At 73.0% G+C, this 24,577-nt stretch carries 21 protein-coding genes, 1 tRNA gene and 2 pseudogenes; 9 read left to right on the top strand and 15 right to left on the bottom strand.

Annotated elements, in window-relative coordinates:
• Nucleotides 1–138 precede the first annotated feature (138 nt).
• The 6 genes from ABEA26_RS25500 to ABEA26_RS25475 all read left to right on the top strand — a co-directional run bounded on the left by ABEA26_RS25500 (nt 139) and on the right by ABEA26_RS25475 (nt 7,133).
• Nucleotides 139–621 carry a CarD family transcriptional regulator gene (locus ABEA26_RS25500; RefSeq protein ID WP_003953493.1) on the top strand — a complete coding sequence of 161 codons (483 nt, stop codon included), beginning with the start codon at nt 139–141 and terminating at the stop codon, nt 619–621.
• A 326-nt stretch (nt 622–947) separates the two neighbouring features.
• Entirely contained in the window at nt 948–1,736 is a 789-nt protein-coding gene (gene ispD / locus ABEA26_RS25495; protein ID WP_345595680.1) for a 2-C-methyl-D-erythritol 4-phosphate cytidylyltransferase, read from the top strand.
• Nucleotides 1,726–2,274: a 2-C-methyl-D-erythritol 2,4-cyclodiphosphate synthase gene (ispF, locus tag ABEA26_RS25490; protein WP_345595679.1), complete on the top strand. Its 549-nt coding sequence runs from the start codon at nt 1,726–1,728 to the stop codon at nt 2,272–2,274. The genes ispD and ispF overlap by 11 nt, the downstream gene beginning before the upstream one ends.
• A 419-nt stretch (nt 2,275–2,693) precedes the next feature.
• Nucleotides 2,694–4,094 (top strand): cysteine--tRNA ligase, encoded by a 1,401-nt coding sequence (cysS, locus tag ABEA26_RS25485; protein ID WP_345595678.1) that lies wholly within the window; start codon nt 2,694–2,696, stop codon nt 4,092–4,094.
• Between the two features lie 144 nt (nt 4,095–4,238).
• Nucleotides 4,239–5,180: a 23S rRNA (guanosine(2251)-2'-O)-methyltransferase RlmB gene (gene rlmB / locus ABEA26_RS25480; protein WP_345595677.1), complete on the top strand. Its 942-nt coding sequence runs from the start codon at nt 4,239–4,241 to the stop codon at nt 5,178–5,180.
• A 174-nt stretch (nt 5,181–5,354) separates the two neighbouring features.
• Nucleotides 5,355–7,133 (top strand): DoxX family protein, encoded by a 1,779-nt coding sequence (locus ABEA26_RS25475; protein WP_345595676.1) that lies wholly within the window; start codon nt 5,355–5,357, stop codon nt 7,131–7,133.
• A 99-nt stretch (nt 7,134–7,232) separates the two neighbouring features.
• Here the strand turns inward: ABEA26_RS25475 and ABEA26_RS25470 are convergent.
• A pseudogene (locus ABEA26_RS25470) lies at nt 7,233–7,430 on the bottom strand (DUF397 domain-containing protein); the annotation flags it as partial.
• 66 nt (nt 7,431–7,496) lie between these two features.
• Here ABEA26_RS25470 and ABEA26_RS25465 point away from each other — a divergent pair.
• Nucleotides 7,497–8,105: a hypothetical protein gene (locus ABEA26_RS25465; RefSeq protein ID WP_345595675.1), complete on the top strand. Its 609-nt coding sequence runs from the start codon at nt 7,497–7,499 to the stop codon at nt 8,103–8,105.
• Between the two features lie 49 nt (nt 8,106–8,154).
• Nucleotides 8,155–8,481 (top strand): annotated as a pseudogene (locus ABEA26_RS25460) (contact-dependent growth inhibition system immunity protein); the annotation flags it as partial.
• An 81-nt stretch (nt 8,482–8,562) separates the two neighbouring features.
• On the opposite strand, the gene ABEA26_RS25455 reads toward ABEA26_RS25460, so the two are convergent.
• From ABEA26_RS25455 to msiK, 3 genes are all read right to left on the bottom strand, one after another.
• A complete protein-coding gene (locus tag ABEA26_RS25455) occupies nt 8,563–9,300 on the bottom strand; it encodes a nucleotidyltransferase family protein (protein WP_345595674.1) in 738 nt (245 codons plus the stop codon).
• 79 nt (nt 9,301–9,379) lie between these two features.
• A complete protein-coding gene (locus ABEA26_RS25450; RefSeq protein ID WP_345595681.1) occupies nt 9,380–9,835 on the bottom strand; it encodes a hypothetical protein in 456 nt (151 codons plus the stop codon).
• 223 nt (nt 9,836–10,058) lie between these two features.
• A complete protein-coding gene (msiK, locus tag ABEA26_RS25445; protein WP_345595673.1) occupies nt 10,059–11,195 on the bottom strand; it encodes a diacetylchitobiose ABC transporter ATP-binding protein MsiK in 1,137 nt (378 codons plus the stop codon).
• 222 nt (nt 11,196–11,417) lie between these two features.
• Between msiK and ABEA26_RS25440 the strand changes: the two genes are divergently transcribed.
• A tRNA-Thr gene (locus tag ABEA26_RS25440) sits at nt 11,418–11,491 on the top strand.
• Nucleotides 11,492–11,551: 60 nt separating this feature from the next.
• Here ABEA26_RS25440 and ABEA26_RS25435 read toward each other — a convergent pair.
• The 11 genes from ABEA26_RS25435 to ABEA26_RS25385 all read right to left on the bottom strand — a co-directional run.
• Nucleotides 11,552–13,039, bottom strand: coding sequence for an NADase-type glycan-binding domain-containing protein (locus ABEA26_RS25435; RefSeq protein WP_345595672.1), 1,488 nt, complete (start codon nt 13,037–13,039; stop codon nt 11,552–11,554).
• Nucleotides 13,036–13,608 carry a phage tail protein gene (locus tag ABEA26_RS25430; protein ID WP_345595671.1) on the bottom strand — a complete coding sequence of 191 codons (573 nt, stop codon included), beginning with the start codon at nt 13,606–13,608 and terminating at the stop codon, nt 13,036–13,038. The genes ABEA26_RS25435 and ABEA26_RS25430 overlap by 4 nt, the downstream gene beginning before the upstream one ends.
• Nucleotides 13,605–15,563: a putative baseplate assembly protein gene (locus ABEA26_RS25425; RefSeq protein ID WP_345595670.1), complete on the bottom strand. Its 1,959-nt coding sequence runs from the start codon at nt 15,561–15,563 to the stop codon at nt 13,605–13,607. The genes ABEA26_RS25430 and ABEA26_RS25425 overlap by 4 nt, the downstream gene beginning before the upstream one ends.
• Nucleotides 15,563–16,015, bottom strand: coding sequence for a GPW/gp25 family protein (locus tag ABEA26_RS25420; protein ID WP_345595669.1), 453 nt, complete (start codon nt 16,013–16,015; stop codon nt 15,563–15,565). Before ABEA26_RS25420 ends, ABEA26_RS25425 begins: the two co-directional genes overlap by 1 nt.
• A gap of 43 nt (nt 16,016–16,058) precedes the next feature.
• Complete coding sequence (locus ABEA26_RS25415; protein ID WP_345595668.1) at nt 16,059–17,975, bottom strand: VgrG-related protein; 1,917 nt, start codon at nt 17,973–17,975, stop codon at nt 16,059–16,061.
• Nucleotides 17,975–18,697 carry a CIS tube protein gene (locus ABEA26_RS25410; RefSeq protein WP_345595667.1) on the bottom strand — a complete coding sequence of 241 codons (723 nt, stop codon included), beginning with the start codon at nt 18,695–18,697 and terminating at the stop codon, nt 17,975–17,977. Before ABEA26_RS25410 ends, ABEA26_RS25415 begins: the two co-directional genes overlap by 1 nt.
• A 28-nt stretch (nt 18,698–18,725) precedes the next feature.
• On the bottom strand, nt 18,726–19,148 hold the full coding sequence (locus ABEA26_RS25405) for a phage tail protein (protein WP_345595666.1): 423 nt from the start codon (nt 19,146–19,148) through the stop codon (nt 18,726–18,728).
• A 175-nt stretch (nt 19,149–19,323) separates the two neighbouring features.
• Nucleotides 19,324–23,505: a hypothetical protein gene (locus ABEA26_RS25400; protein WP_345595665.1), complete on the bottom strand. Its 4,182-nt coding sequence runs from the start codon at nt 23,503–23,505 to the stop codon at nt 19,324–19,326.
• Nucleotides 23,506–23,508: 3 nt separating this feature from the next.
• Nucleotides 23,509–23,667 (bottom strand): DUF6760 family protein, encoded by a 159-nt coding sequence (locus tag ABEA26_RS25395; RefSeq protein WP_279563883.1) that lies wholly within the window; start codon nt 23,665–23,667, stop codon nt 23,509–23,511.
• Nucleotides 23,664–24,197: a hypothetical protein gene (locus ABEA26_RS25390; protein WP_345595664.1), complete on the bottom strand. Its 534-nt coding sequence runs from the start codon at nt 24,195–24,197 to the stop codon at nt 23,664–23,666. The genes ABEA26_RS25395 and ABEA26_RS25390 overlap by 4 nt, the downstream gene beginning before the upstream one ends.
• Nucleotides 24,197–24,577, bottom strand: a 381-nt coding sequence (locus ABEA26_RS25385) for a phage tail protein (protein WP_345595663.1), incomplete at its 5' end; no start/stop codon positions are given. The genes ABEA26_RS25390 and ABEA26_RS25385, both read right to left, overlap by 1 nt.

Raw genomic sequence — 24,577 nt, 5'->3', positions numbered from 1 at the left:
CTTTCTTCCGCTCGCCCGGCGCAGCACGTTCCTGTTGCTGTTGTCAAGCCCCGAGATATGCCCTGACCTGCGAAAACGCCATTCAGAAGACGCCGTTTCCGTGTTACCCTGGATAGCCACGGAAGGGGTACCTGTCACATGACGTTCAAGGTTGGCGACACCGTGGTCTATCCCCATCACGGGGCCGCGCTGATCGAGGCTATCGAAACTCGCCAGATCAAAGGCGTGGACAAGACCTACTTGGTGCTGAAGGTCGCCCAGGGCGACCTGACGGTACGTGTGCCAGCGGACAATGCGGAGTTCGTCGGCGTGCGTGATGTGGTCGGTCAGGACGGGCTGGACCGGGTCTTCGAGGTGCTGCGCGCGCCGTATGCCGAGGAGCCCACGAACTGGTCGCGTCGTTACAAGGCAAACCTGGAGAAGCTCGCCTCCGGCGACGTCATCAAGGTCGCGGAAGTCGTACGCGATCTGTGGCGCCGTGAGCGCGAGCGCGGACTCTCCGCAGGTGAGAAGCGCATGCTTGCCAAGGCCCGCCAGATCCTGGTGAGCGAGCTCGCTCTCGCGGAGAACACCAACGAGGACAAGGCGGAGGCCCTGCTCGACGAGGTGCTCGCCTCCTGAGGCGAGGCGTGAACCGCTGCCCGCGCGGTTCGGCGCACTGAAATGCCGTGGTGCCCGATGACATCTTTGATGTCGCCGGGCGCTGCGGCATGTTCGTACCCGGATTCGGGCGGGCCCGAGGATTCGGGTCTGCCGACGTCTCCCGGACTTTCCCTTCCGGCGCTCGTCCCGGGAGACTTCTGCCCGATCTCATCTCCCCGGTCCTGGCGTGCCGGGCCCGGACTGCTGGCTCGACCAGGGTCACGGAAGGGTCCGGTCGAGGCGTCGCGCCCGGCACGGTGAGGCCATACCCAACTAGGCCGAGCACACAAACCTGACAGGAACCGATGTCTGACGAATCGCGTCCCTCGCCCGTGGAACCGCCCGCGGAGACCTCTGCCGACGCCCGTACGAACACCCGGACCGCGGCCGTCATTCCGGCTGCCGGCCGAGGCGTACGCCTGGGCCCGGGCGCCCCGAAAGCCCTCCGCGCGCTGGGCGGCACGCCCATGCTCATCCACGCGGTCCGTGCCATGGCCGCCTCCCGCGGGGTCTCCCTCGTCGTCGTCGTCGCCCCGCCCGACGGGGCCGCCGAGGTCAGGAGCCTGCTGGACGCGCACGCCCTGCCCGAGCGGACCGACTTCCTCGTCGTGCCGGGCGGCGAGTCGCGGCAGGAGTCCGTACGGCTCGGTCTGGAGGCACTGCCGCACGAGTACGACATCGTCCTCGTGCACGACGCGGCCCGGCCGCTGGTGCCCGTGGACACGGTGGACGCCGTGATCGAGGCCGTACGGGAGGGCGCGCCCGCCGTCGTGCCGGCGCTGCCGCCGGCCGACACGGTCAAGGAGGTCGAGCCCGCCGCCGTCCCGGGGGAGCCGGAGCCGGTGGTGGCGACGCCGGAGCGGGCACGGTTGCGCGCGGTGCAGACACCGCAGGGGTTCGACCGGGGCACGCTGGTGCGCGCCCACGAGACGGTGAGCGGTGACGTCACCGACGACGCGAGCATGGTCGAGCGGCTCGGACTGACGGTGGTCGTCGTACCGGGCCACGAGGAGGCGTTCAAGGTGACGCGACCCCTCGACCTGGTACTCGCGGAGGCGGTCCTGGCGCGCAGGAGGCTGAACGATGGGTTCTGAGGCGACGAGTTCTGAAGCGACGGGCCCTGAGGCGACGGGTTCCGGGACGTCCGCTCTCCCCCCGCTGCCGCAGGTCGGGATCGGTACCGACATCCACGCCTTCGAGGACGGGCGCGAGCTGTGGTGCGCCGGGCTGAAGTGGGAGGGCGAGGGGACCGGGCTGGCCGGGCACTCCGACGCGGACGTCGTCGCGCACGCGGCGTGCAACGCGCTGTTCTCCGCGGCGGGCGTCGGGGACCTCGGGCAGCACTTCGGCACCGGGCGGCCCGAGTGGTCCGGGGCATCGGGGATCACGCTGCTGACGGAGGCCGCGCGGATCGTGCGGGCGGCGGGCTTCCGGATCGGGAACGTCGCGGTGCAGGTGGTCGGACCACGGCCGAAGATCGGCAAGCGGCGCGAGGAAGCGCAGAGTGCGCTGTCCGCGGCGGTGGGAGCGCCGGTGTCGGTGTCGGGGGCGACGACGGACGGCCTCGGCTTCCCCGGGCGGGGGGAGGGGCTGATGGCGGTGGCCACGGCGTTGGTGGTGCGGGTGGGCTGAGTGCGCGGGATGCCGTGCGGCAGTGGGCGGTGTGCTGCGGGGCGGTGTGCTGCGGTGCGGTGTGCTGCGGGGCGCTGTGCTGCGGGGCGGGGCGGTGCGCTGTGCTGCGGGGCCCTGGGTGCTGCGCTGCGGTGCGGGGTGCTGCGGTGCGCTGTGCTGCGGGGCCCTGGGTGCTGCGCTGCGGTGCGGGGTGCTGCGGTGCGCTGTGCTGCGGGGCCCTGGGTGCTGCGCTGCGGTGCGGGGTGCTGCGAGGCGGGGTGCTGCGAGGCGGAGCCCCTGGGCGGTGCGGGGCTCCGCCCCGTACCCCGCGAGGGGCTCGCCCCTCGGCCCCGGCCCGTGCCCACCCGCCGCCCGGCTCGGCCGGACGAGAAGCGCGCCTCGCGCCCCTGGCACCGTCCCGCGCCTACTACCCTGGACCCGTGACTATTCGCCTGTACGACACCAGCGCCCGGCAGATCCGTGACTTCGCCCCCCTCACGCCGGGCTGCGTCTCGATCTACCTGTGCGGTGCCACCGTGCAGGCCGCCCCGCACATCGGGCACATCCGGTCCGGGCTGAACTTCGACATCATGCGCCGCTGGTTCACGTACCGCGGCTACGACGTCACGTTCATCCGCAACGTCACCGACATCGACGACAAGATCATCCGGAAGGCGGCCGAGCAGAACCGCCCCTGGTGGTCCATCGGGTACGACAACGAGCGCGCGTTCAACGACGCCTACGACGCCCTCGGCTGCCTGCCGCCCACCTACGAGCCGCGCGCCACCGGCCACATCACCGAGATGGTCGAGATGATGCGCGGTCTCATCGAGCGCGGGCACGCCTACGAGGCCGACGGCAGCGTCTACTTCGACGTACGGTCCCTGCCCGGGTACCTGTCCCTGTCCAACCAGGACCTCGACGAGCTGCGCCAGCCCTCGGGGGAGGGGGAGACCGGCAAGCGGGACCCGCGGGACTTCGCCATGTGGAAGGCGGCCAAGCCCGGCGAGCCCAGCTGGGAGACGCCGTGGGGCCGGGGGCGCCCCGGGTGGCACCTCGAGTGCTCGGCCATGGCGCACAAGTACCTGGGCGAGGAGTTCGACATCCACGGCGGCGGGATCGACCTGATCTTCCCGCACCACGAGAACGAGATCGCCCAGGCCGAGGGCTTCGGCGACGCCTTCGCCCGGTACTGGGTGCACAACGCCTGGGTCACCATGAGCGGCGAGAAGATGTCCAAGTCGCTCGGCAACAGCGTGCTCGTGAGCGAGATGGTCAAGCAGTGGCGCCCGGTCGTGCTGCGGTACTACCTCGGCACCCCGCACTACCGCTCCACCATCGAGTACGGCGAGGAGTCCCTGCGCGAGGCCGAGTCGGCGTACGCGCGGATCGAGGGCTTCGTGCAGCGCGTCACCGAACTGGCCGGCCGGACCGTTGAGCCCGCCGCCGACGTGCCGCCCGCCTTCGCCGAGGCGATGGACGACGACCTGGGCGTCCCGGGGGCCCTCGCCGTCGTGCACACCACCGTCCGGCAGGGCAACAGCGCACTGGCCGCCGACGACAAGGAGGCCGCGGTCGCCCGCCTCGCCGAGGTCCGTGCGATGCTCGGGGTACTGGGTCTCGACCCGCTGGCCCCGCACTGGGCCGGGGAGCAGGAGCAGGGCGAGGACCTGCGGCACGTCGTCGACAGCCTCGTACGCCTCGTCCTCGACCAGCGCGAGGCCGCCCGGGCCCGTAAGGACTGGCCCACCGCGGACGCCATCCGCGACCAGCTGGGACAGTCCGGCCTGGTCATCGAGGACGGCCCGCAGGGGCCCCGCTGGAGCCTCGGCTCCCGCTGACCGCCCCGCCCGGGCACCGAAGCCCGGGCCCGTGGGTCCCGCGGGTACCGTAGATCGATTGTGCCGCCCGGCCTCCCGGGCGGCACACTGCATACAAACGCACGTACCACGCACACTCCCGTAGAGAGCGGAGACAGGTAACTCATGGCCGCGAACAACCGCCGCATGTCCGGCAAGAAGGGCGCGCAGGTCGGCAGCGGCGGCAAGCGACGCCGGGGCCTGGAAGGCAAGGGGCCGACGCCTCCCGCCGAGATGCGCAAGGGACACGCCAAGCAGCGCGTCGCCAACGCCAAGGCTCGCCGCGCCACAGGACGCGCGCCCCAGCGGCGCGGGGGCGGCCGGTCGACGTCCGAGCTCGTCGTCGGCCGCAACCCCGTCTTCGAGGCGCTGCGCGACGGCGTGCCCGCCTCGACGCTCTACGTCCAGCAGTTCATCGACAACGACGAGCGGGTGCGCGAGGCGCTCCAGCTCGCGGCCGAGCGCGGCGGCATCAACCTCATGGAGGCGCCGCGTCCCGAGCTCGACCGGATGACCAACGGGCTCAACCACCAGGGGCTCGTCCTCCAGGTCCCGCCGTACGAGTACGCGCACCCCGAGGACCTGGTCGCCGCCGCCCACGACGAGGGCGGGGACCCGCTGATCGTCGCCCTCGACGGGGTGACCGACCCGCGCAACCTCGGTGCCGTCGTCCGCTCCGTCTCCGCCTTCGGCGGCCACGGTGTCGTCGTTCCCGAGCGGCGCGCGGCCGGCATGACGGCGGGCGCCTGGAAGTCGTCCGCCGGCACGGCCGCCCGTACGCCGGTGGCCCGCGCCACCAACCTCACGCGGGCGCTGGAGACCTACCAGAAGGCCGGCGTCACGGTCGTGGGCCTCGCTGCCGACGGCGAGGCCGAACTGGGCGATCTGGAGGCACTGGCGGGACCGGTCGTCATCGTCGTAGGCAGCGAGGGCAAGGGCCTGTCGCGGCTGGTCGGCGAGACCTGCGACGTCCGGGTGCGGATTCCGATGCCCGGTGGCGCGGAGTCGCTGAACGCCGGTGTCGCCGCGGGGATCGTGCTCTACGAGGCGGCGCGTCGGCGGCGCTGACGGCAGACGCCCGAGGGCCGGCGGCTGAGGGCCCAGGGCTGAGGGCCGATGGGGGAACGGGGTTTCGACTCCGTCCCCCGCACGGGGTGTTCCGGGCGGTCCGGACAAGCTTGACGCTGTCCGGACAGATCCGGGCGGTCAAGGCAGTGTCCTAACGACACGTCACTCGGTTAGATGAGTGTGGACACCAGAACACCCCGCACACCCACGGGGGACCGCTCGTCGGGAATCGACGACGCTCCCGCGCTGAGCATGGTGAAGGTGCCGAGCGATCCGGCCCAGGTCATCGTCAACCACGCGAGTTTCCGCGTGCAGTTCGGTGCCTCCGCGCGGCGGACCCAGTCCCCGCGGATCGCACGGCACCTGAGCGCCACCCAGGACACCGGCCGCATGCCCCTCGCAGGCACCGCGGGGCCCGCCGTGCCTCCCGCCGCCCGTCGTCGCGCCGTCGTCTGGAGCGGGCGGTCCGACCCGGACGACACCGGCGCCCACCGGCTGCTCCAGGCGGTGCGGGCCGGAGCCGGTCACCACACCGAGGACCCGGCCGCCGACGCCGGAGCCACCCAGGTCTTCCGCCGGGGCGGCATCGACGACGGTGCCCCGGGCTACGACGGCTACGACGACGGCCCCGCCACCCAGACACTCGAAACCCCCCTCGTCGGCGCCCAACGACGCCCCGTCCCCGAGGGCACCCGACTGCTGCCCGCCATGCGCCCCGTCGGCAGCGCCTACGACGAACCCGCCTACACCGGCGAGAACTCCGGCGCCGCCCCCGGCCACGACGGCTACGGCGACGGCTACGACGACGCCTACGACGCCTACGACGACGGCTACGACGACTACGACGACGGGCCGGACCAGACCGAGCAGCGCACCAGGCGTCACGCCGACGATCCGGCACGGCACGCCTACTTCCCCGGCCGCCGGATGAACCTCGGCGTCGTGCTGCTGCCGCTGCGCGTCTTCCTCGGCTTCATCTCCATCTACGCCGGCATGGGCAAGCTCTGCGACCCCGTCTACTTCGACGGCGGCGAACGCGGCTCCATGGTCAAGTGGCTCAACACCCTGCACCCCTGGGACGTCGCCGAGCCGCTGCGCCAGTTCGCCCTCGACCACCCCGTCGGCGCCGGACTCGTCATCGCCTTCCTCCAGGTGATCGTGGGCGTCCTGACCGTCCTGGGCTGCTGGCAGCGCGTCGGCGCCGTCATCGGCGCGGGCCTGTCCGCGGCGCTCCTCGTCACCGTCAGCTGGAAGAGCGTCCCCGTCTACGACGCGCCGGACATCATCTACCTCGCCGCCTGGTCCCCGCTGATCATCGCCGGCGCCCCCGTCTACTCCGTGGACGGCCGGCTCGCCGGCAGTGCCTGGCGCCGCCTCGGTCCGCGTGCCGACATCTGGGACCTGCGCCGCTACGTCCTGCGCCGCGGCGCACTCGTCACCTTCCTCGTCGCCGGTGTCACCCTCCTCGTCGGCTCGCTGCTCGGCGGTGCCGTCCGGGACGCCGACCGCGTGGTCGTCCCCGGCCCCGGCGAGTCCCCGCGCAACGAACTGCCCGGCACCCCGCTCCCGAGGGAGTCCGACACACGGAAGCCGAAGACCCCGGAGGCCTCCGCCTCGCCCTCGCAGGGCGCCACCAGCGGCTCGGCCACGCCCTCCACGGGCGCCGCTACCACCCCCGGAGCCACCCGCGGCAGTGGCACCGCCACCGGCGGCGTCCCCAGCCAGACCCAGGGCACCACGGGCCAGGCTCCGCCCCGGCAGTCCACCCCGGCCGACCGGGCGCCGAGCACCACGACCGGACCGACCTCAGGCGGCGGCACGACCGGCGGCGGCAGCGGCTCGCCCGGCGACAGCGGCTCGCCCGGCGGCACCGGAACGGGCAGCGAAGGCGACGGCGGTGGCTCCTCCACCGGAGAGCCGGGCAGGGGCCTCGTGGGCGGCCTCCTGGGCTGACCCGACGTGCCCGTGCCCCGCTTCCGGTGACAACCGGGCGCGGGGCACGCGCGGTTGATGCGTCAGTGCTCCGACGCGTAAGTCAGGAAACACCGCCCACGCACCCCGGGTGGCCGTGAACTGAGGGCCGCCCGGGTTCTTGGAGTCACGTATGTGCACCGCGCTCAGCGTGGTCGCGATCTCCCCTGGCCGGTGACGCGGTGACGCGGTGACGCGGTGACGCGGTCTGGGCACCAGGCTGGTCGACGGGAAGATCACAGAGGTGCGGGACACCAAGGGAGTGTCGCTGCGTCTCATGTACGACCCGAGCCTCGATCCGCCCTATGTCGTCTTCAGCTCCATGCCCACGTGAGAGAGATCCGGATGGACAGCGAAACAGAGCCTGCGCGTCAGGGCGGTCCGCAGAAGCACCTCGATGCCAATACGTGGGCGGCGGCAGTGGAGATGTACCGCAACCGGTACTCATTCATCGCGGTCGGCCCGCGCGCACACGAGGATTGGCTGCCCGATGTGGCCGCGGTGATGCACCGCGAGGTGGCCGACCCCCGTGGCTGGCGGGGCCGGGACTCCGAGCGGGGAGAAGTGGAACTGGAGGAGGATCCTGGCTTCCCGTTCCGGGCCCCGCCGGCGGATGAGGCAGTGGCCGCAGAGTGGCGCAGCCGACTGTTCGAGATCCCGCGGTCCGCCGTCGTACGGCTGCTCGTCATGCTGGCGACGGACGCCATGGACGTGTCGCGGCAGTACGGCTTTGCCGATCGCAGGCTGGGTATGGAGGAGCACGGCCAGGTGATCCTGTCGCGCTTCCCGGAGGGCTCGCGGTTCTTCACGAACACCCGTCACGGCGGCGACCACCCCGACTTCTACGAGAAGGTCACCGGCTGCTGGCCGATGTCCCAGTACGCCTGGGACTTCGGGCTCCTCGCGGCGTCTGATGACGAAATCGGCCTCATTTGGTCGTTCGACGCAACCTGAAGTGGACAGAGACGACCGTACGGACCCGTTCGGCTACCTATCCGGACCGGAGTGGCATGCACGCTTCCCCGAGCTCGGCCAGTTCCTCGGAGGCTGGTTCTCGCAGGACATGCCGGACGAGTTCCCGGACCACGACGCGGCCGTACGTGACTACAGCGCTACGACGGACCCGCAACTGGTCGCCCGCCTCACGGGCGAGCTCCGTGAACTGCTCGCCCTCGCTCTCGAGGAGTCCGACTACGCCCTCGCCATGGCCGAGCCGGGCATGGAGGTCGACCCGCCACGGCCCTACTCCCCGAGCGGCTGGCTCGTCCACCTCGCGGACGGTCTTGGCGGCTTCAAGGCGGATTACGGACCCGGCCGGGCCAGTCCTTGAAATGGGCGCAGCCGAGCTACCGGGGGAAGGACGAAGCCTGAGGTGGCAGTGGGCCGCTTCATCCGTAGCCCGCTGGGCCGCTCAGCGGCCGGCCAGGGCCGCCAGTTCCCGTGCGGCCTCCGTCAGGTCCTTCGCGGTGTCGATCGCGCGCCAGTAGGAGCCCTGGGGGATCGGGAAGCCGGCCAGGCGGCGTTCGCGGGCCAGGCGGGGGAACGTGGTGCGTTCGTGGTCGCCGCGTTCCGGGAGCATCGCGGCGAACTCCGGGGAGAAGACGTAGACACCGGCGTTGATCTCGAAGGTCGACGGCGGTGCCTCGATGAAGTCGGTGATGTGGCCGAAGCCGTCCGTCTGCACGGCGCCCCACGGCAGCCGGGGGCGGGCCAGGGCGAGGGTGGCGACGGCGTCCCGCTCGGCGTGGAAGTCGGCCAGGTCGCGCAGCGAGAAACGGGTCCAGATGTCACCGTTCGTGGCGTACCAGGGCCGGTCCGGGTGCGGGAGACGCGCGGCGGCGTACTTGAGGCCGCCGCCGCGGCCCAGCGGCTCCGGCTCGACGACGGTGGTGACGGAGAGCGGCAGGTCGGCGGTCTCCAGCCACTTCTGCAGCACCTCGGCCAGATGACCGCAGGAGACCACGACGTCCGTCACGCCCTCCTCGGCGAGCCAGGCGAGCTGGTGGCCGATGATCGGGGTTCCCGTGCCCGGGATCTCGACCATCGGCTTGGGCCGGTCGTCGGTGTAGGGACGCAGCCGGGAACCCTGTCCGCCGGCCAGGACGACGGCTTGAACGGGGCGGCGGGACGCGGCGTTCGGATCGGTCATGCCCGAACTGTACGCGGCGCCCCAGCGGCGTCCCAGCGGCCCCCGACGGGCGTTCAGCGTCCCGGCGGCCTCTTCGGGCTCAGCTGTGCGCGGCCAGGACGCCCGAGGCGAAGGCGGTGTCGCAGACGGGGCGCGCGTACGACTGGGCCCGCGTCGGGCCGTACACCTTGACCGCGGCGCGGCCGAGGGCCCGGGCGATGGACGCGCAGTGGCCGGCCAGCGAGGGACGCTCGTCCACCGCCTGCTGGAGGTGGGTGAGGGCGACGCCCGGATCCTCCTCCTGCAGCTCGGTCAGCAGCCGGTCGCGCAGCACGTCGTGCGGTGCGCGGGCGGCGGCCCGGGTGGAGGCCTTCGAGGAGGAGGCCTCCGACGCGGCGAGCACCGAGTCCGCGGGATCTCCCGACCAGTTGACTCGGGTGACCGCGAGAGTCCCGGAGAGCACCAGGACGACGGGCAGGACGAAGGCGAGAGAGCGGCCGATCCGGCGGGCGGGGCCCCGGCCGCGTCGCGTCTGTCGGGTGGTGGAGTGCTTCACGGAGTGCTTCACGCGAGTGAGGGTAGCGCCTGGTAATGATTTGGCGACATTTAGTCACCCGTTCGGGGGGTGGGAAGGGGGTCTGAAATGGGCAGAGCATTGACGCACGGCGCTCGAAACGTCCGTTGTGTCGCCGTATTTGTCGACAACGGAAAGAGCCCCGCAGCAGGCCGCGGGGCTCTTTCCGTCAACGCGGGTGAAATTCACCCGGTCGCGTGGTTTCTCAGTCGGTGAGGCGCTCGCCCGTGGAGGACGAGAAGACGTGGGCCTCGCCCGGACGCGGCAGGACGTGCACCGTCGAGCCCTTCTCCGGCACCGCACGGCTGCTGACGCGGACCACCAGGTCCTTGCTCTCGCCGCCGACCTCGACCGTGCCGTAGATGTAGCCGTCGGCGCCGGTCTCCTCCACGACGTTCACGGAGACCGCCATGCCCGCCGGGGCGTCGGCGGACTCCTTCGACAGGGTCTTGGTGGCCTCGCCGTTCAGCTCCACCACGTCGAAGTGCTCGGGGCGGACGCCGACGGTGACCGTGCGGTCGCCCCGGTCGGCGGCGGCCGTCAGGGCCTCGCGGCTGACCGGTACGACGCTGTTGCCGAACTTCACGCCGCCGTCGGTGATCGGGACCTCGACCAGGTTCATGGCCGGGGAGCCGATGAAGCCGGCGACGAAGAGGTTCGCGGGCTTGTCGTACATGTTCCGGGGGCTGTCGACCTGCTGGAGCAGACCGTCCTTCAGCACCGCCACACGGTCGCCCATCGTCATGGCCTCGACCTGGTCGTGGGTGACGTAGACGGTGGTGATGCCGAGGCGGCGCTGGAGCGACGCGATCTGCGTACGGGTGGAGACACGGAGCTTGGCGTCCAGGTTGGACAGCGGCTCGTCCATGAGGAACACCTGCGGCTCACGCACGATCGCGCGGCCCATCGCCACACGCTGACGCTGACCACCGGAGAGGGCCTTCGGCTTGCGGTCCAGGTACTCGCTGAGGTCGAGGATCTTCGCGGCCTCCTCGACCTTCTGCCGGATCTCCGCCTTGTTGACGCCGGCGATCTTGAGCGCGAAGCCCATGTTGTCGGCGACCGTCATGTGCGGGTACAGCGCGTAGTTCTGGAACACCATGGCGATGTCCCGGTCCTTCGGCGGCAGGTGCGTGACGTCGCGGTCACCGATGCGGATGGCACCGCCGTTCACGTCCTCGAGTCCCGCGAGCATGCGCAGCGAGGTGGACTTGCCACAACCGGAAGGGCCGACCAGGACGAGGAACTCGCCGTCCGCGATGTCGATGTCGAGACCGTCGACGGCGGGCTTCGTGGAACCCGGGTAGACGCGGGTCGCCTTGTCGAACGTAACAGTGGCCATGGTGAATGGGCCCCCTTCTACCGGCAGGAACGTGCCGGACGATCCGTTGTAGGAAGGTGGTGTGGTGTAGTCCACACAGGTGAAGCTGGGCAGGACGGTACCTGGCGTTCACCTGATCTGTCAGTACCTACGAGGCTGTGAATTTCGCCGACATTTTCGAATCCCATCGTTCACCGGCTCTGTGTACAGTGGAGCAGCCTCCGCGCGCGCCGCCGCGCGAGTGCCTCCTTAGCTCAGATGGCCAGAGCAACGCACTTGTAATGCGTAGGTCGTCGGTTCGAATCCGACAGGGGGCTCAAGATGAAACGGCCCCCTGGCCTTCGAAAGCCAGGGGGCCGTTGGTGTTCTCGGTGTGATCAGGTGCTGTTGGCGCTGGAGCGGCCGAAGAACTCGATCTCCGCTATGGCGACCTGCTTCTTGGCGGAGGCCGCGTGGGCCGACTCGATGGTGAAGCGGATCTTGGTGACCTCGCCGACGCGGAAGTGGCGTCGCTGGCCGCCGGCGCCCTGGTCCAGGGTGATGTCGCGGGTCTTCGTCTTGCCGTCCTTCATGGTGATCGTCGCCTTCACGCGGTGCGGCAGGGCCGATTCGTTGAGCTTGTCGGCCTTGGTGGAGGTGCCCGGGGTGATGATCAGGTCCAGCAGGCGGGTCGGCTCGGTGAAGTTCACCTCGACCCACTCGCCCTGGCCGGACTCCGAGATGCCCGGGCCCCACCAGGTGTTGCTCCGCTTGTCGATGAGGAGCTCCGGCTTGTGTCCGGTGAAGGAGCGCGAGGCCTTGATGCCGTCGGGGGAGACCGGGGCGCGTTTGGCGAAGTGGTCGCGGGTGGCCTGGATGCCGTCGGGGATGTAGACGAAGCCGAGGACCGCCAGGGTGATGACGACGACGACCGTGATCCAGGTACCGATGCGGTCGAAGACGCGGCGCAGACGGGGCCGGTCACCCGCCCAGGGGGTCTCGCTGCGCCGGCCGCCGAAGAGACGGCGCCACCAGGGGGCGGGCGCGGTGGTGTTCTCGTCGGTGCGGTCCAGGGGCATCGCGCAGCGCGCGCAGTAGTGGCGGTCGGGGCGGTTCGGCGTGGAACACCACGGGCACGGCGGGCCGTTGGCGATGTCAGGCTGGTGGCCCGGGGCGCGGACCTGGGGCCGGTCGGCGTCGGGGCGGCCGGGCAGGACGGGGGTGACGGCGGGGGGCGGGGTCGGGCGCTGGGCCTCCGGCTCGGCGACGGGGACGAGGAGTGAGCGGGCGCGGTCGGACATCGTGTCGGTGAGGGCGTTCGGGGGCGGGGCGGACCCCGGCGGAGTGGTGGGTGCGGTCTCGTCCGCTCCGTGACTGCCGTGACTGCCGTGACTGCCGTGACTGCCGTGACTGCCGTGACCGTCGGGAGTGCCGTGGGCGCCGGGTGAGCGGGTGGCGGCGGCCCCGGTGCCCGCGGCAGCGGCGGTGGCCGCACCCGCGCCACCCGTCGCGCCCGGCGTCCCGTCCGCGTCGCGGCGGGCGGTGTGGTGCGTGTCCGGGGTGGCGGGCCGGTCGGTGCCGTCGCGGCCGGTGGCGTCCCCCGGGTGGCGCGGGTGGGGTACACGCGGTGTCTCGGCGGTGTCGACGGCGTCCGGCCCGCCGGCGGTGGGCGCCGGGCGGTCGTGCCGGGCCGGCGGCACGCCCGTGCCGCCGGGGCCGGGGCGGGAGAAGGCGTCCCAGCCGGGGCCCTGGTCGGGCACGGAGGCCGGGGGCTGCGTGGTGCGGGCGCCGGACTGGTCCCAGCGGAGTACGGCGCCGCACGCGTCGCAGAAGGACTGGCCCGGTTCCGCGCGGGTTCCGCACTCGGCGCAGTTCTGCGTGGTCATCTCTCCGGGGTCCTTTCGGAGGCGGTCACTTCGACCGTGTAGGGCATGTGGGCGGGGCGGGCGGCGGCGACGAGGGTGTCCAGGCGATGGGTGTCGGCCGGAGTGGGATCGGGCAGCCGGAGGGCGACGTGCAGGCGGGGGCGGGGCCGGCCGGGGAACGGGCCGAGGGGCCGGGCGTTCCATTCGGCGCCGCCGCTCTCGGTGATCTCGGGTTCGACGCCGAAGGCGAGCAGTACGGCCTCGGCCAGGCCGCGCCGGGTGCCGCGTACGCGGTGCAGGCGGGCGGCGGCGGCGACGGCGGCGCGCAGCCGGTCCTCGGGTTCGCTGCCGTCGGTCTCGGCGCCGACCCAGGTGCCGAGCCACTGGGCGAAGTCCGCCGGGGTGAGGGCGGGGTCGAAGTAGGTGTCCAGGCAGTCCAGGACATTCAGGATCGGGGCGATGACGTCGTCGAGCCCGCCGACGAAGCGCAGGGCCAGGTCGTCGTCGGCGAAGACGGCCGGGAGCAGGCCCCCGATGGGCAGCGAGGAGCCGAGTCCGTCGACGGAACCCCGGTACGTCGTGGCCGTCACGCGCCGTCTCCGATCACTCGGACCCGGTGGTCGAAGGAGAAGACCAGGGAGGGCGGCTCGAGGTCGATGCGGTCGGTGGGGTCGCCGCGCTTGCCGGTGAGGGGGTCGGCGGGGTGCAGGACGACCTCGTCGACGAGTTCGACGCCGGCGACGCGCTGGAGTACGGCGAAGAGCTCGCCGGTCTGCACGGGGCGGCCGAAGGGCCAGCCCTTGCCGTCGGTGCCGCCGGTGAGCGGGTCGAGGTGGCGGTAGAGAGCGTCGTGGGTCTGTCGGCGTACGCGGTCGGCGTCGACGCCGCGGAAGGCGTGGACGGTGGCGACGACGGTGACACCCTGATAGTAGGGCGGGCCGACGGCGAGGCGGGTCCCGATGAGGCGGCGTTCGTCGAGGTGGCGGGTGATGCGGCTCAGCAGGGCGTCACCGGGGACGAGTTGTTCGAAGCGGAGCCGGCCGCCGGGATCCGGGACGGCCTGGGGGACGACGAGGACGCGGACGGCATGGGCACCGTATTCGTTCTCCTCGCCCTCCAGGCAGGTGATGCGGGCGGTCTCGGGGGCGGCGCGGCGGGCCAGTTCCTCGTAGTCGCGCAGGGTGACGGCGCGTTCCTGGGCGCGCAGCGTGATCGGCGCCCGGAGCTTCGCCTCCTCGACGGTCTCGCCGTCCACACCGCCGCGGGCGGCCTCGCGGTTGACGACCTCGGAGACGTACGGGATGGAGGTGCGCAGCACCTGTACGGCGCCGCGGGCCACGTTGCCGGACCGGCCCCCGCCGGTGCGGTAGCGGCGGGCGCGGACGACGGCGCCCTTGGGGGCGACGGTGCCGTACTGGCGCAGGGTGCCGTCGGCCTCGCGGACGGCGGGGCCGAAGGCGACCTCGCCGGTGGCGGCGTCGAGGGTGATGTGGTGGTCGTCGGGGTGGGAGGCGGAGAAGTGCGGGACGACCTGCCAGTCCTGCCAGCCGTCGTCGGCGGCGGTCTGGAGGAGGAGGGGCGGGTCGTCGGCGACGACGGGGGCGTGTTCGAGCCTGAGGCGCTGGCCGGGCAGGCCGGTGGACTCGCCGAGTGTCTCGTCGCGCACGGTCTCGGCGTGGACGGTGCCGGTGGTGCCGCCGATGGTGTAGGCCTCGGCGGAGCGGATGGTCGGCGAGGTGGTGTAGAAGGGCTGGCCGGGCAGCGGCTCGGTGACGCGGCAGCGGACCCAGCCGGCCTCGTGGCCGCCGTTGCGGGACAGGACGTGGCCGCCGGGGATGTGGAGCACGATGTCGCCGGGGCGGTTGAGGCCGCCGGTGCCGTCCCGGTCGACCTCGCAGGGCTGCCAGCCGTCCTCGGTCCAGGCCTCCCAGATGAGCGGCGGCTGGCGGGGGTCGACGCCGACGCCGTCGACGCGACTGTCGAGTTCGAGGGCGAGCGCGCAGTGCGGGGTGGCGGCGGTGAGGCCGATGAGCATGCAGTCGCCGGGGCCCGGTGCCTCGGCGAAGCACATCACGTCCTTGCTCTCGGCGAGGTCCGTGGTGCGGTCGGTGACGGGCTCGCCGCGGCGCTGTACCACCAGGTGGCTGAGCGTGCACGGGACGATGCTCAGGTCGTGCTCGGTGGCGAACACGACGGCCTCGTCGCGTTCGGTGCGCATGGTGGCGACCTCGGCGCCGACCGGTACCAGGATCGTGTCCTCCTGTGGCGCGGACAGCCAGAAGGTGACGTCCGTGCGGGCGGCGGAGGGCGGGAAGAGGGTGATGCCGACCAGGTCGAGGAAGGCGAGGTGGTTCTTCTCCGGCACCCGGTTGAGGCGGTAGACGATCTGGTCGGCCATGTGGGCGAGCGTCTCGACGAGCGTGATGCCGGGATCGGAGACGTTGTGGTCGGTCCACTCCGGGGCGCGCTGCTGGATGTAACGCTTGGCGTCGTCGACGAACTGCTGGAAGCGCCGGTCGTCGAGGTTGGGGGAGGGCAGGGGCATCAGCGGTCGCTTTCGGAAGAGCCCGGGAGGCCGGCGGGACCGTCGGGGAGGTCCGGCTCGTCGTGGGAGGGGATGACGTAGAACGGGAAGACGAGGCTGCGCGGGTTGTTGGTGCCGCGGATCGAGTAGCGGACGTCGATGTAGAGGACGTTCTGGTCCTCGCCGGTGGAGACCTCGACGTCGTGGACCTCGATGCGCGGCTCCCAGCGGTCCAGACTGACGTGCACCTCGTGCTGGATGCGGCCGGCGGTCTGCTCGTTGACCGGGGCGAAGACGAGGTCGTGGATGGCGCAGCCGAACTCGGGCCGCATCGGCCGCTCCCCGGGGGCGGTGGCGAGGACGAGCCGCATGGCCTCCTCCACCTCCTGCTCGCCGCTGACGAGGGCGATCCCACCGGTGGGCCCGATGCGCATGGGGAACGCCCAGCCGGAGCCGACGAACTGCTCGGCCATCAGAGAACCACCCTTGTCCTGTGGAGAGTCTTCGGTGCCGCCGTCATGGCAGCGGGTACGGCTTGTTGTTGACCAGGACCACGCCCTGGAGCATGAGGGTCGCCGCGCGGATGCCGACGTTGGCGATGGAGTTGACCTGGAGGGTGCCACCGGAGGAGATCATGGTGGCGCCCACGGCCTTGAGGTTGAGCGCGCCCATCGCGTCGACGGTGACGGCACCGGTCAGCGACTTGACGTTGACGATGCCCCGGCCCTGGATGTCGAGCAGCCCGCCGCTCTTGATGCTGAGCCTGCGCTTGGCGCTGAGGGTGAGGTCCGTTCCCGCGTCGATGGACACCGAACGGCTTCCGGTGATACTGACGGAGCCCTTGCTGTCGACGGTGATCTCGGTCTTGGTGCGGTCGAGGTTGATGGTCAGCTTGTCGTTTCCGCTGGCGATCCGGACGCCCTGTTTGCGCATGCCGGTCTGCTGGCTGAGCAGGTCGACGCGGTTGCCCTGGCGGTCGGACAGGGTGTGCCGTACGGCCTTCTTCTTCATGCCGTCGTGCAACGGCACGTCGTTCACCTTGGTCGGCAGGTCCCGGCCGTTGTAGAGCCCGCCGATGACGAACGGGTGGTCGAGGGCGCCCCGGTCGAAGGCGACCAGCACCTCGTCGCCGACGTCCATGGGGAAGACCCCGCCACCGCCCTTGCCGCCCATCTGGACGCTGCGCGCCCAGTCGCTGACGTAGGCGTCGTCCAGCCACGGGAACTGGAGCTTGACCCTGCCCTGCTTGAGGGGGTCCTGCACGTCGGTGACGATGGCGTTGGCGACGCTGGGCAGCCGGGCGGCGCTCGCGGGGTCCGCGCCGCCGCTGCCGCCCGAGGCCAGGCCGTACAGGGAGCGCCACTGGCGTCCGCTGACGTTGATCCAGGACTCGTAGGCCTTGCCGTCGCCGAAGTGGTGGCGCACCGAGGTGACGGTGTACTTGCCCTCGAAGGGCTTGCCGACGTCGCTGAGCGCGACCGGCACACCGGGCCGCAGGTCGGGGCTGCCGTAGACGGCGACCTCCAGCTCGGCGAAGGAGGACGTGACGTCGGCGGCGAGGGCCTTCGCGGCGTGCCGGACCTCGTCCTGCTTGTCGTACGGGTTGGCGGTCTCGACGAGCTTGGCGGTCTTGAACTTGCCGGCGGCCTCACCGGGCGTGGAGCCGATGGCGATGCCCGGGTCGGTCGTGGCGGGCGCGATCTCGGTGATCTTCTTCTTCGTGGTGACGTTCCAGCCGCGCGACTCGACCTTGCCGACCTGGTCGGCGGCGGTCACCGCGGCCCGCAGCCGCAGGATGTCGTGGCCGGCCTGGAGTACGAAGGCGCTCTGGTCACCCTTGGTCTTCGGGGAGGGCGCGCCGGAGGCCGGCTGCGCCTTGACGAACCGGAACTTCCCCTTGGCGTCCACGTACATCACGACGTTGTTCTCGTCGGCGAGCCGCGCGAGGAAGTCCCAGTCGGTGACGTTGGACTGGCTGATGAACCCGTACATGCCCTTCGTCGGCTGGATCTTGCCGATGGACACGCCGTCCATGGCGGCGAGCTTGCGGGCGATGTCGGAGGCCTTCTGGTTGCGGTACGCGGCCACGCGGCGCTGGCGCATCATGCGGTGCCCGAAGTCGTAGCCGCGGATCACGGTGAAGCTGCCGGCGCCGTCGTAATCGGCCTCCATGGCGGTGACCTCGCCGGTCAGCAGCGGCTTGCCGACGCCCTGGCCGTCGGCCACCGGCGTGATGACCACCCTGGTGCCGAACTTCACCTTCAGCTTGTCCAGGACCAGGTGGTAGGGGTCGCGGAAGGAGAGCCGGAAGGCCGCGGGCACGCCGACGCCCTGGTCGACCCAGCCCTCGACGAGCATGGGCGCGATGTCGTCGGGCAGCTTCGCGGAGCCGATCCGCACCTCGACGATGCTGGAGAACGCGGGACGCACCATCAGTGAGGCACCTCCTCGGCGGCCGGCAGGATGAGTTCGGTGCCGTTGGTCAGGCGGGACGGGTCGTCGATGCCGTTGGCCTCGGCGATGGCCCGCCAGGAGTTGGCGCTGCCGTACTCGCGCCAGGCCAGCGACTGGAGCGAGTCGCCCGCGACGACCCGGTGCACGCGCTGAGCGGTGAGCGCGCCGGAGGTCGGGTTCTGCCCGCGGGTCGGGCCGGGGATCTCGACCACGTGCACCTGGCAGGTGGCGCGGATGGGCACGCCGGTGGTGCTGAAGAGCGTGTACGACGCCTCGATGGACGCGACGTAGGCGGTGAACCGGGCCGTGGAGAACGACCCCCACTCGAAGACCACCCAGGGCGGCGACGGCTGCTTGGCGGAAAGGCTTTTGGAGGTCACCTCGCAGCAGGTCAGCAGCGACTCGACCTTCTTCAGCACCGTGTTGCCGGTGGGCTTCATGGAGGAGTCCAGGAAGATCTCCAGGGTCATCTCCCGCGGCTCGGCGCCCATGAACTGCGGCTTCGCGGCCTTGCGCACGGCCGCCGTGGGCGTCGCCGTCCACTGGGTCCGCTGCGTGAGGGACAGCTGGGCCGGGTTGAACTCGAAGCTGAAGGTACGTATCAGCGCACCGGGTGTGGTGGTCGTGCCGGTGGGGGGCTCGTGGATCGCGAGGGTGGCGCGTACGAGGCTCTTGCCGGCGCCTTTGCTGCCTTTGGCCATGGGTGTTCCTCTCTGCTCTGTGGCGCCGTCAGTCCGTGAACCCGTGGTGGGCGATCTCCAGGACCTCCGTGGCCACGGCCGGGCTGTTGGGGTCGAGGCTGGGTCCTTGCCAGCTGACGGGCAGGACGTCCATCAGCCCCCAGCGGGCGACCAGCGACCCGTCCGCGCGCAGGGCCGAGATCTGCGCGGTGGGCCGCTTGATCCCGGTCTGGATGGAGGAGATCCACTTGGCGACCTTCGCCGTGTCCGGGGTGAGGGGGCGGGTCAGCCGGACGTTGGAGAAGGTGACGCGGGTGGGCAGTTGCCAGACGAACCCGTTGTTGCCGCCCTCCTGGCGCTGCTCGATCTCCACCTGGGACGACAGGCCTTCGCACCCGTTGAAGAAGCCGAGGCTCTCGCCGTCGATGGTGAGGCTGAACCAGATCGTGGAGCCCGGGTCCTGGCGGGGCATCGGGGGTGGGCCTTTCTGTCGGGTGTGCGGCAGGGCACGCGGGTGGCGTCCGCGGGTGGTCGGTCGGGGGACGGGCGGTCGGTGGCGGGGGCCGGTCGGGAGACGACCGGTCGGGGCTGGTCGGAGGCTGGTCGGTGGGTGACCGGCCGGGTGCGGCCGGTCGGCGGGCGGCCGGTCAGCGGGGATCGCGGAGTCTGCCGATCCGTTCGCGGTCCATCCGCAGTTCGGTGCGGACGAGGCGGGTGACGCGGCCGATGATCCGGTGCACCAGCTCGTCGAGCTGGAAGTCGGTCAGTTCGCGCGGGTCGAATCCGCCCTTCGGGACCGCCGTGTACGCGGGCGGCGGGTCCGCCTCCGCGGCGCCCGACGAAGCGGTGGCCGGCGTGTGCGGGGGCGGGCTGCCGCCGGGCGGGGAAGCGCTGTAGGGCGGCGGTGGGTCGGCCGGCGGGGTGTGCTGCCTGGACGCCGAGTGCCGGAGGCGGCTGAGGCTGGAGGACACCGTGGACGCCGCCGCCGCGGCGAGGGCGCCGGTGGTGCCGCTGGTACGGCCGCCGCGGCCGAACAGGCGCTGTACGGGGAGCTCGGAGGTGGCGGACGTGGCGGACGTGGTCTGCGGGGGCGTTGCCGCCGGTGCGCCGGCGGTGGGGAGCGGGACGGCCGGCGCCGGCGGGGGAGGAGTGAGGGCGGCCACGGGGAGCGCGGTCCTGGTGGTGATCGCGCCGGGGAGTGCGGGCCGGCGCAGAGGTACGGCCGCCCTGGCGGACGCGGGCCGGGTGGCGTGGGCGCGCTGCACGGGGAGCGCGGGGGGCTCGGGCGTTGGCCCACCGGGGACGAAGGGGGCCGACGCGAGGGGCGGCGCGAAGGCGGCCACTCCGCGGGACACCGGGGGCTCGGCGGCCACGGCGGGGAAGGGCGGTGCGGGCGCGAGCGGCGGGGCAGGTGCCGAGGGGGCGGTCGGGGCGGTGGCCCGCTGGACCGGCGGGGAGGTACGGCTCTCGGTGTGCGGGCTGTTCGAGACAGCGACCGGGGACCGGACCGTGAGCGGCGTGGTGTCGCCCGGCGCCTTGGAGAGGGGGGCGCCCAGCGGAGAACGGCGGGGGGCGGGTGCGGCCGGTGCTGGGCTCGGGGCGCGGGGCACGGGGGGCACGGGATGCGCCTGCGGGGTGGCCGGGGGGTCCGTGCTCGGCCGTACGGCGGTGACCGGCCTGGAGACGGGGGCGCCGAGGCCGGGACGGGGCGCCGTGGCGCTGCGCTGCACCGGGTGGGCCGGGGCGGCGGGGGCCGCCTTCTTGGTGAGAGGTACGGCGGTCGGCCCGGCCGCCTCGGCGGCCCCCGGGAGGGACCGTTGGACGACGGGCGGCGCGGAGGTGACGGGCGGCGCGGAGGTGACGGGCGGGACGGTGGAGCCGGGCGGATTGGTGGAGCCGGGCGGATTGGTGGAGCCGGGCGGATTGGTGGAGTCGGAGGCGTCGCGGGCGTCGCGGTGAGCGGTGGGCGTCGGGCCGCCGGCGCCGGGTGCGTTCGACGTCGCGGCCGACCGGTCCGTGGCGCGCTGCACCGGGGGCTGCGCCGTGTGCGGGGTGGCGGAGCCGGGGCCGGCGGGGGGCCGCGGTGCCGTACCGGGGGCGCTGGGGATGTTGTGGGTGTGGCGGGCCGGGGGCTGTGCGGGTTGAGGAGCCTTGGGCCGGCCGGGGGCCGCCGCCTGCCGTTGGACAGGGTGTGCACCGCTCGGGGCGCCGGGACGGCCGGCTGCCGCGGAGGGACGGTTCGCCGACGGGGGAGGTGTCGTGGACCTCTGCGCTCCGGTCGCTTCGCCGGCGCCGCCCGTGGGGGTGGTTCCGCGGGTGCCCGGGGGACGTCCCTGCCCGGCACCGTCGCCCGACGGCAGGTCGGTGCCGGCCGGCCGGGACGCGGTGGCCCGTCCGGCGCCGCTGCCGGAGCCCGGCGCGGGGGTGGTGCGAGCGACGGCGCGCTGCACCGGCGGGGTGCCGGGTGCCGCACCGCTCCGGGGGGCACCGCCGCGGCTGTCGTCGCGCGTGCCGGAGGCCGCGGTGGCGCGGTCGGTGCGGGCGGCCGCCCGCTGGACCGGTGCGCCGGTCGTCGCGCCGCCGTCGGGCGCGGATGCCGCTCGCCGGGCGGGGGCGGCGGGGGCGGCCGGCCGGTCGCGCGGGGGCACGGCCCGTTGGACGGGGGCATCGGCCGCGCTGTCGCCGACCGGGGACGCCGGCCGTCCGGCGGGCGGGGTGGCCTTCGGCGACGGCGACGGCGACGGCGACGGCGAAGCTGTCGGCGGTGCCGGGATCGGCGCCGCGTTGCCGGTGCGCGGCGTGCCGCCTGCGGGCTGGGACGTCCGCTGCACCGGGAGGCCGGTCGTTCCGTTGTCGGCCTGGGCGGCCTGGGCGGCCTGGGCGGCCTGGGCGGCCGGGGTCGCCGGGGTGGCCGTCCGGCCGGTGGGGTTGGCCTTCGGCGTGGGCGCAGGCGTCGTGCGAGGCGGGTCGGGGGTGGGCGCGGAGGCAGGGGTGGAGGACTGGGATGCCGCCCGCTGCACGGGGGCGTCTCCCGCCGTGTTGTCGCCCGATGCCGAACCGGGCTGCGGCACGGCACGTTGTACCGGGGTGCCGGCCGGTGCGTCTGCCGGGGGCACGGCCGGTGTGGCGCCGCCTGTCGCGGACGCCGTCCCGCCGCCGGACCGGGAGGTGGCGGGCCCCGGGTCGGTGCGGGTGGCCGTGCCGGGGCTGGACTCCCGCTGCACCGCCCGCCGCACCGGGGAACCGGGCGTCGGGGACCCCGGCGAGACGTTCGGACGCCCGCCGGCGGGAGTGGCCCCGCGGGCGGGCTCGGTGCGGGCGGCCGGAGTCGGGCCCGAGGGCGGTGCGGCGCGCTGTACGGGTGCGCCGGATGCCGGGTTGTTGCCCGGTGTGCCCGGTATGTCCGGGGTGCCCGGCGTGACTGTGGGTGGGTTGCCGGGTTGCCGCAGGGGGCGCTGTGCCGGCGTGCCGGGTGCCGGGCCGCTGCTCACCGCGGAAGTCGGCGCCTTGCCGGTCTGCGGCACGGCTCGCTGCACGGGCGGGCCGGATGCCGGGTTGTGGTCCGGGGTGTCCGGTGTGGGTGCGGGGGGCGGGCTGCCGGGTTGCGGCAGGGGGCGCTGCGGCGGCGTACCGGATGCCGTACCGCCGCTCGCCGCGGGTGAGGTCCGGCCGCCGGACCGGGGCACGGCCCGCTGGACCGGCGTACCGGTGGCGGTACCGCCCGGTGTGCTGTCGCCGGAAGTGGCCGGCGTGGGGGAGATTTCCCGGGCGCCGGTGGCGGTGGCCGGGGTGGCACCCGATCCGGGTACCGCCCGCTGTACCGGCGGGCCGGCGGATGCGTCGCGACCCGACGAGGGCGACACCGGGGCACCGGTGGTCGTCGGCGGGTGCGGGGGCCGGTGTGGGCGTACGGCCCGTTGCACCGGGGCGCCCGTGGGTGCCGTGGGTGAGGCCGGTCCGCCGCCGGCCGGCCGGGCCGGGGAGGTGTCCCGGGCGGGGCCCGGGCCGGGGCCCCCTCGGTCACCGTCCGCCGACGACGGCGCCGTTCCCGAGGAGTCCGGCAGGGCGTTCGCGCTCCGGGGGCTCGCGGGCAGGGCCCGGCGCTGCACGGCCGGCGACCCGGACGGAGCCTTGGTCAGAGGGTGCCGCGTGCGGGGCGGGGCGGGCGGCACCGGTGTCACGCGGACGCCGCGGCCGCCCGGGGCCGGTGCGCTCACCGGCGCTCCGGACGAGGACGGCCCGGCGGAACTCGCCCGCTGGACCGGCGTGGCCCGGGTGAGGGGCGCGGACGTGGCGGACGGAGTGGTCCGCGTGCCCGTGGCGGGAGCGGTGGGAGCGGACGACGAGGCCGCGCCGGGTATCGCCCGCAGCGGCGCGACCGGCATGCGCTGCACCGCCGGTGCGCCGGCCGGCGACGCCGGCGACAGTGACTGCGCGGGGCGGGCGAGCCCCGCGGCGGGGCGGGCCGACGCGCCGGACGTTCCGGACGCTCCGGACGCGTCGATCGCGCCCGAGAGCATGCTGCTGCCGGCCGCCGGGTCCAGTACCGCGGGGGACGGTGCCCCCGTGAACGACGGGTTCTGCCACGTCGGCAGCCGCCCGCCGAACCCGGCGTCCGCGATTCCCGTACGTGCCGTACCCGTCGCCCGCTGGATCGGCGGCAGGCTCGTCCAGGCGGCGACGGCCACGGGTGGCGCGGGGTCGGGCGTACGCGTCGTACTCCCGCCCGCGTCCGTTCCCGTGTCCGGGCCCGTGGTGTCGGGCGGGGGCGTGTCGCGGCCCCCGCCGACGCCGTCCCGACGACTCCGCAGCCGGTCCAGGATTCCCACCGATCAGCCCTCCGCCATTCCACGCGTCACGAGGGACGCGATCTGGTCCGTGTACCGGCGTCGGTCCTGGTGTTCCATGTCCAGGATCGCCTCCAGGCTCCAGTGGAAGTGGTAGGCGACGTACGCGATCTCCTCGTGCAGCCGGTCGGTCGCGTACGTCACGATTCCCCCAGGCGGCTCCCGCCGAGTTCCACCTCGAAGGGCTCCGTGCAGTGCGGACACTGAACGGCCGCGCGGGTGTGGCCCTCCGCGTTGATCTGCCGGTAGAAGTCCTGCAGGAACGCCAGGTCGGAGGCGAACATGTTCTCCACGATCCCGTCGTGCACCATCGTCAGCGTGCCCAGCCGGGTGATGACCCGGCCGAGCAGCACCACCGACAGGTACGCCGGGTTCTCCTGGACGCGCACGTCGCGCAGCGGGATCAGTTCGTCCCGTGCCGTCGACAGACGCATGACACCGTCGCGGTGGACGGTGCCCGAGTCGTCGACGTACCCGCGCGGCAGCTCGAAGGGGAACTCGGTCTGCAACCGCTGTCGCGGTGCCGTGGCGACGGGCGGACCGGCCGGCGGACCGGCCGACGGACCGGCCGGTGTCTCCGCCGGAGCGGCGGCGGGAGCCGAACGGGGGAAGTCCGCTCCCGCCGCCGCGGTCTGGGGGGCCGGGGCTGACGCCCCGGCGGCCGAACGCCTCATTACTCGATGACCAGCTCTTCGAAGACGATGGTCACGGTCTCGGTGAGCTGGGAGGCCTCGCCGGCCTTCAGCGCACTGGCGTCGATCTTGCTGCACCAGGCGTTGCGCATGTTGTAGCGCTTCACCGGGGAGTTCATGTAATCCATCATGATGATGGAGGCGTTCTTACGGGCCGTGCTCATCTGACCGGCGATCGAGTCGTTGATCCACGACGTGAACGCCGGGGACTGGGTCATACCGCGGACGACGGTGCACTGCCCGTCCTTCTGCGTACCCGGCAGGAGGCTGACCTCCGGCTGGCCCGACTGGGTGTTCTGGTAGCTCTTGATGACGTCCTGCTCGATGCTGAGGCCGTTGACCTCCGCGAGGTACTCGACGTC

Origin of the sequence: Streptomyces marokkonensis (genome assembly GCF_039539045.1) — a bacterium.
GTDB classification, from domain to species: domain Bacteria; phylum Actinomycetota; class Actinomycetes; order Streptomycetales; family Streptomycetaceae; genus Streptomyces; species Streptomyces marokkonensis.
This window is presented reverse-complemented; position numbering and strand designations above follow the sequence as displayed.

Coding starts and splice junctions, on each gene's coding strand:
- ABEA26_RS25500 (WP_003953493.1), top strand. CDS start 139: ATGACGTTCAAGGTTGGCGACACCGTGGTCTATCCCCATCACGGGGCC.
- ispD (WP_345595680.1), top strand. CDS start 948: ATGTCTGACGAATCGCGTCCCTCGCCCGTGGAACCGCCCGCGGAGACC.
- ispF (WP_345595679.1), top strand. CDS start 1,726: ATGGGTTCTGAGGCGACGAGTTCTGAAGCGACGGGCCCTGAGGCGACG.
- rlmB (WP_345595677.1), top strand. CDS start 4,239: ATGGCCGCGAACAACCGCCGCATGTCCGGCAAGAAGGGCGCGCAGGTC.
- ABEA26_RS25475 (WP_345595676.1), top strand. CDS start 5,355: ATGAGTGTGGACACCAGAACACCCCGCACACCCACGGGGGACCGCTCG.
- ABEA26_RS25465 (WP_345595675.1), top strand. CDS start 7,497: ATGGACAGCGAAACAGAGCCTGCGCGTCAGGGCGGTCCGCAGAAGCAC.
- ABEA26_RS25455 (WP_345595674.1), bottom strand. CDS start 9,300: ATGACCGATCCGAACGCCGCGTCCCGCCGCCCCGTTCAAGCCGTCGTC.
- msiK (WP_345595673.1), bottom strand. CDS start 11,195: ATGGCCACTGTTACGTTCGACAAGGCGACCCGCGTCTACCCGGGTTCC.
- ABEA26_RS25435 (WP_345595672.1), bottom strand. CDS start 13,039: ATGACCACGCAGAACTGCGCCGAGTGCGGAACCCGCGCGGAACCGGGC.
- ABEA26_RS25425 (WP_345595670.1), bottom strand. CDS start 15,563: ATGCCCCTGCCCTCCCCCAACCTCGACGACCGGCGCTTCCAGCAGTTC.
- ABEA26_RS25420 (WP_345595669.1), bottom strand. CDS start 16,015: ATGGCCGAGCAGTTCGTCGGCTCCGGCTGGGCGTTCCCCATGCGCATC.
- ABEA26_RS25415 (WP_345595668.1), bottom strand. CDS start 17,975: ATGGTGCGTCCCGCGTTCTCCAGCATCGTCGAGGTGCGGATCGGCTCC.
- ABEA26_RS25410 (WP_345595667.1), bottom strand. CDS start 18,697: ATGGCCAAAGGCAGCAAAGGCGCCGGCAAGAGCCTCGTACGCGCCACC.
- ABEA26_RS25405 (WP_345595666.1), bottom strand. CDS start 19,148: ATGCCCCGCCAGGACCCGGGCTCCACGATCTGGTTCAGCCTCACCATC.
- ABEA26_RS25390 (WP_345595664.1), bottom strand. CDS start 24,197: ATGAGGCGTTCGGCCGCCGGGGCGTCAGCCCCGGCCCCCCAGACCGCG.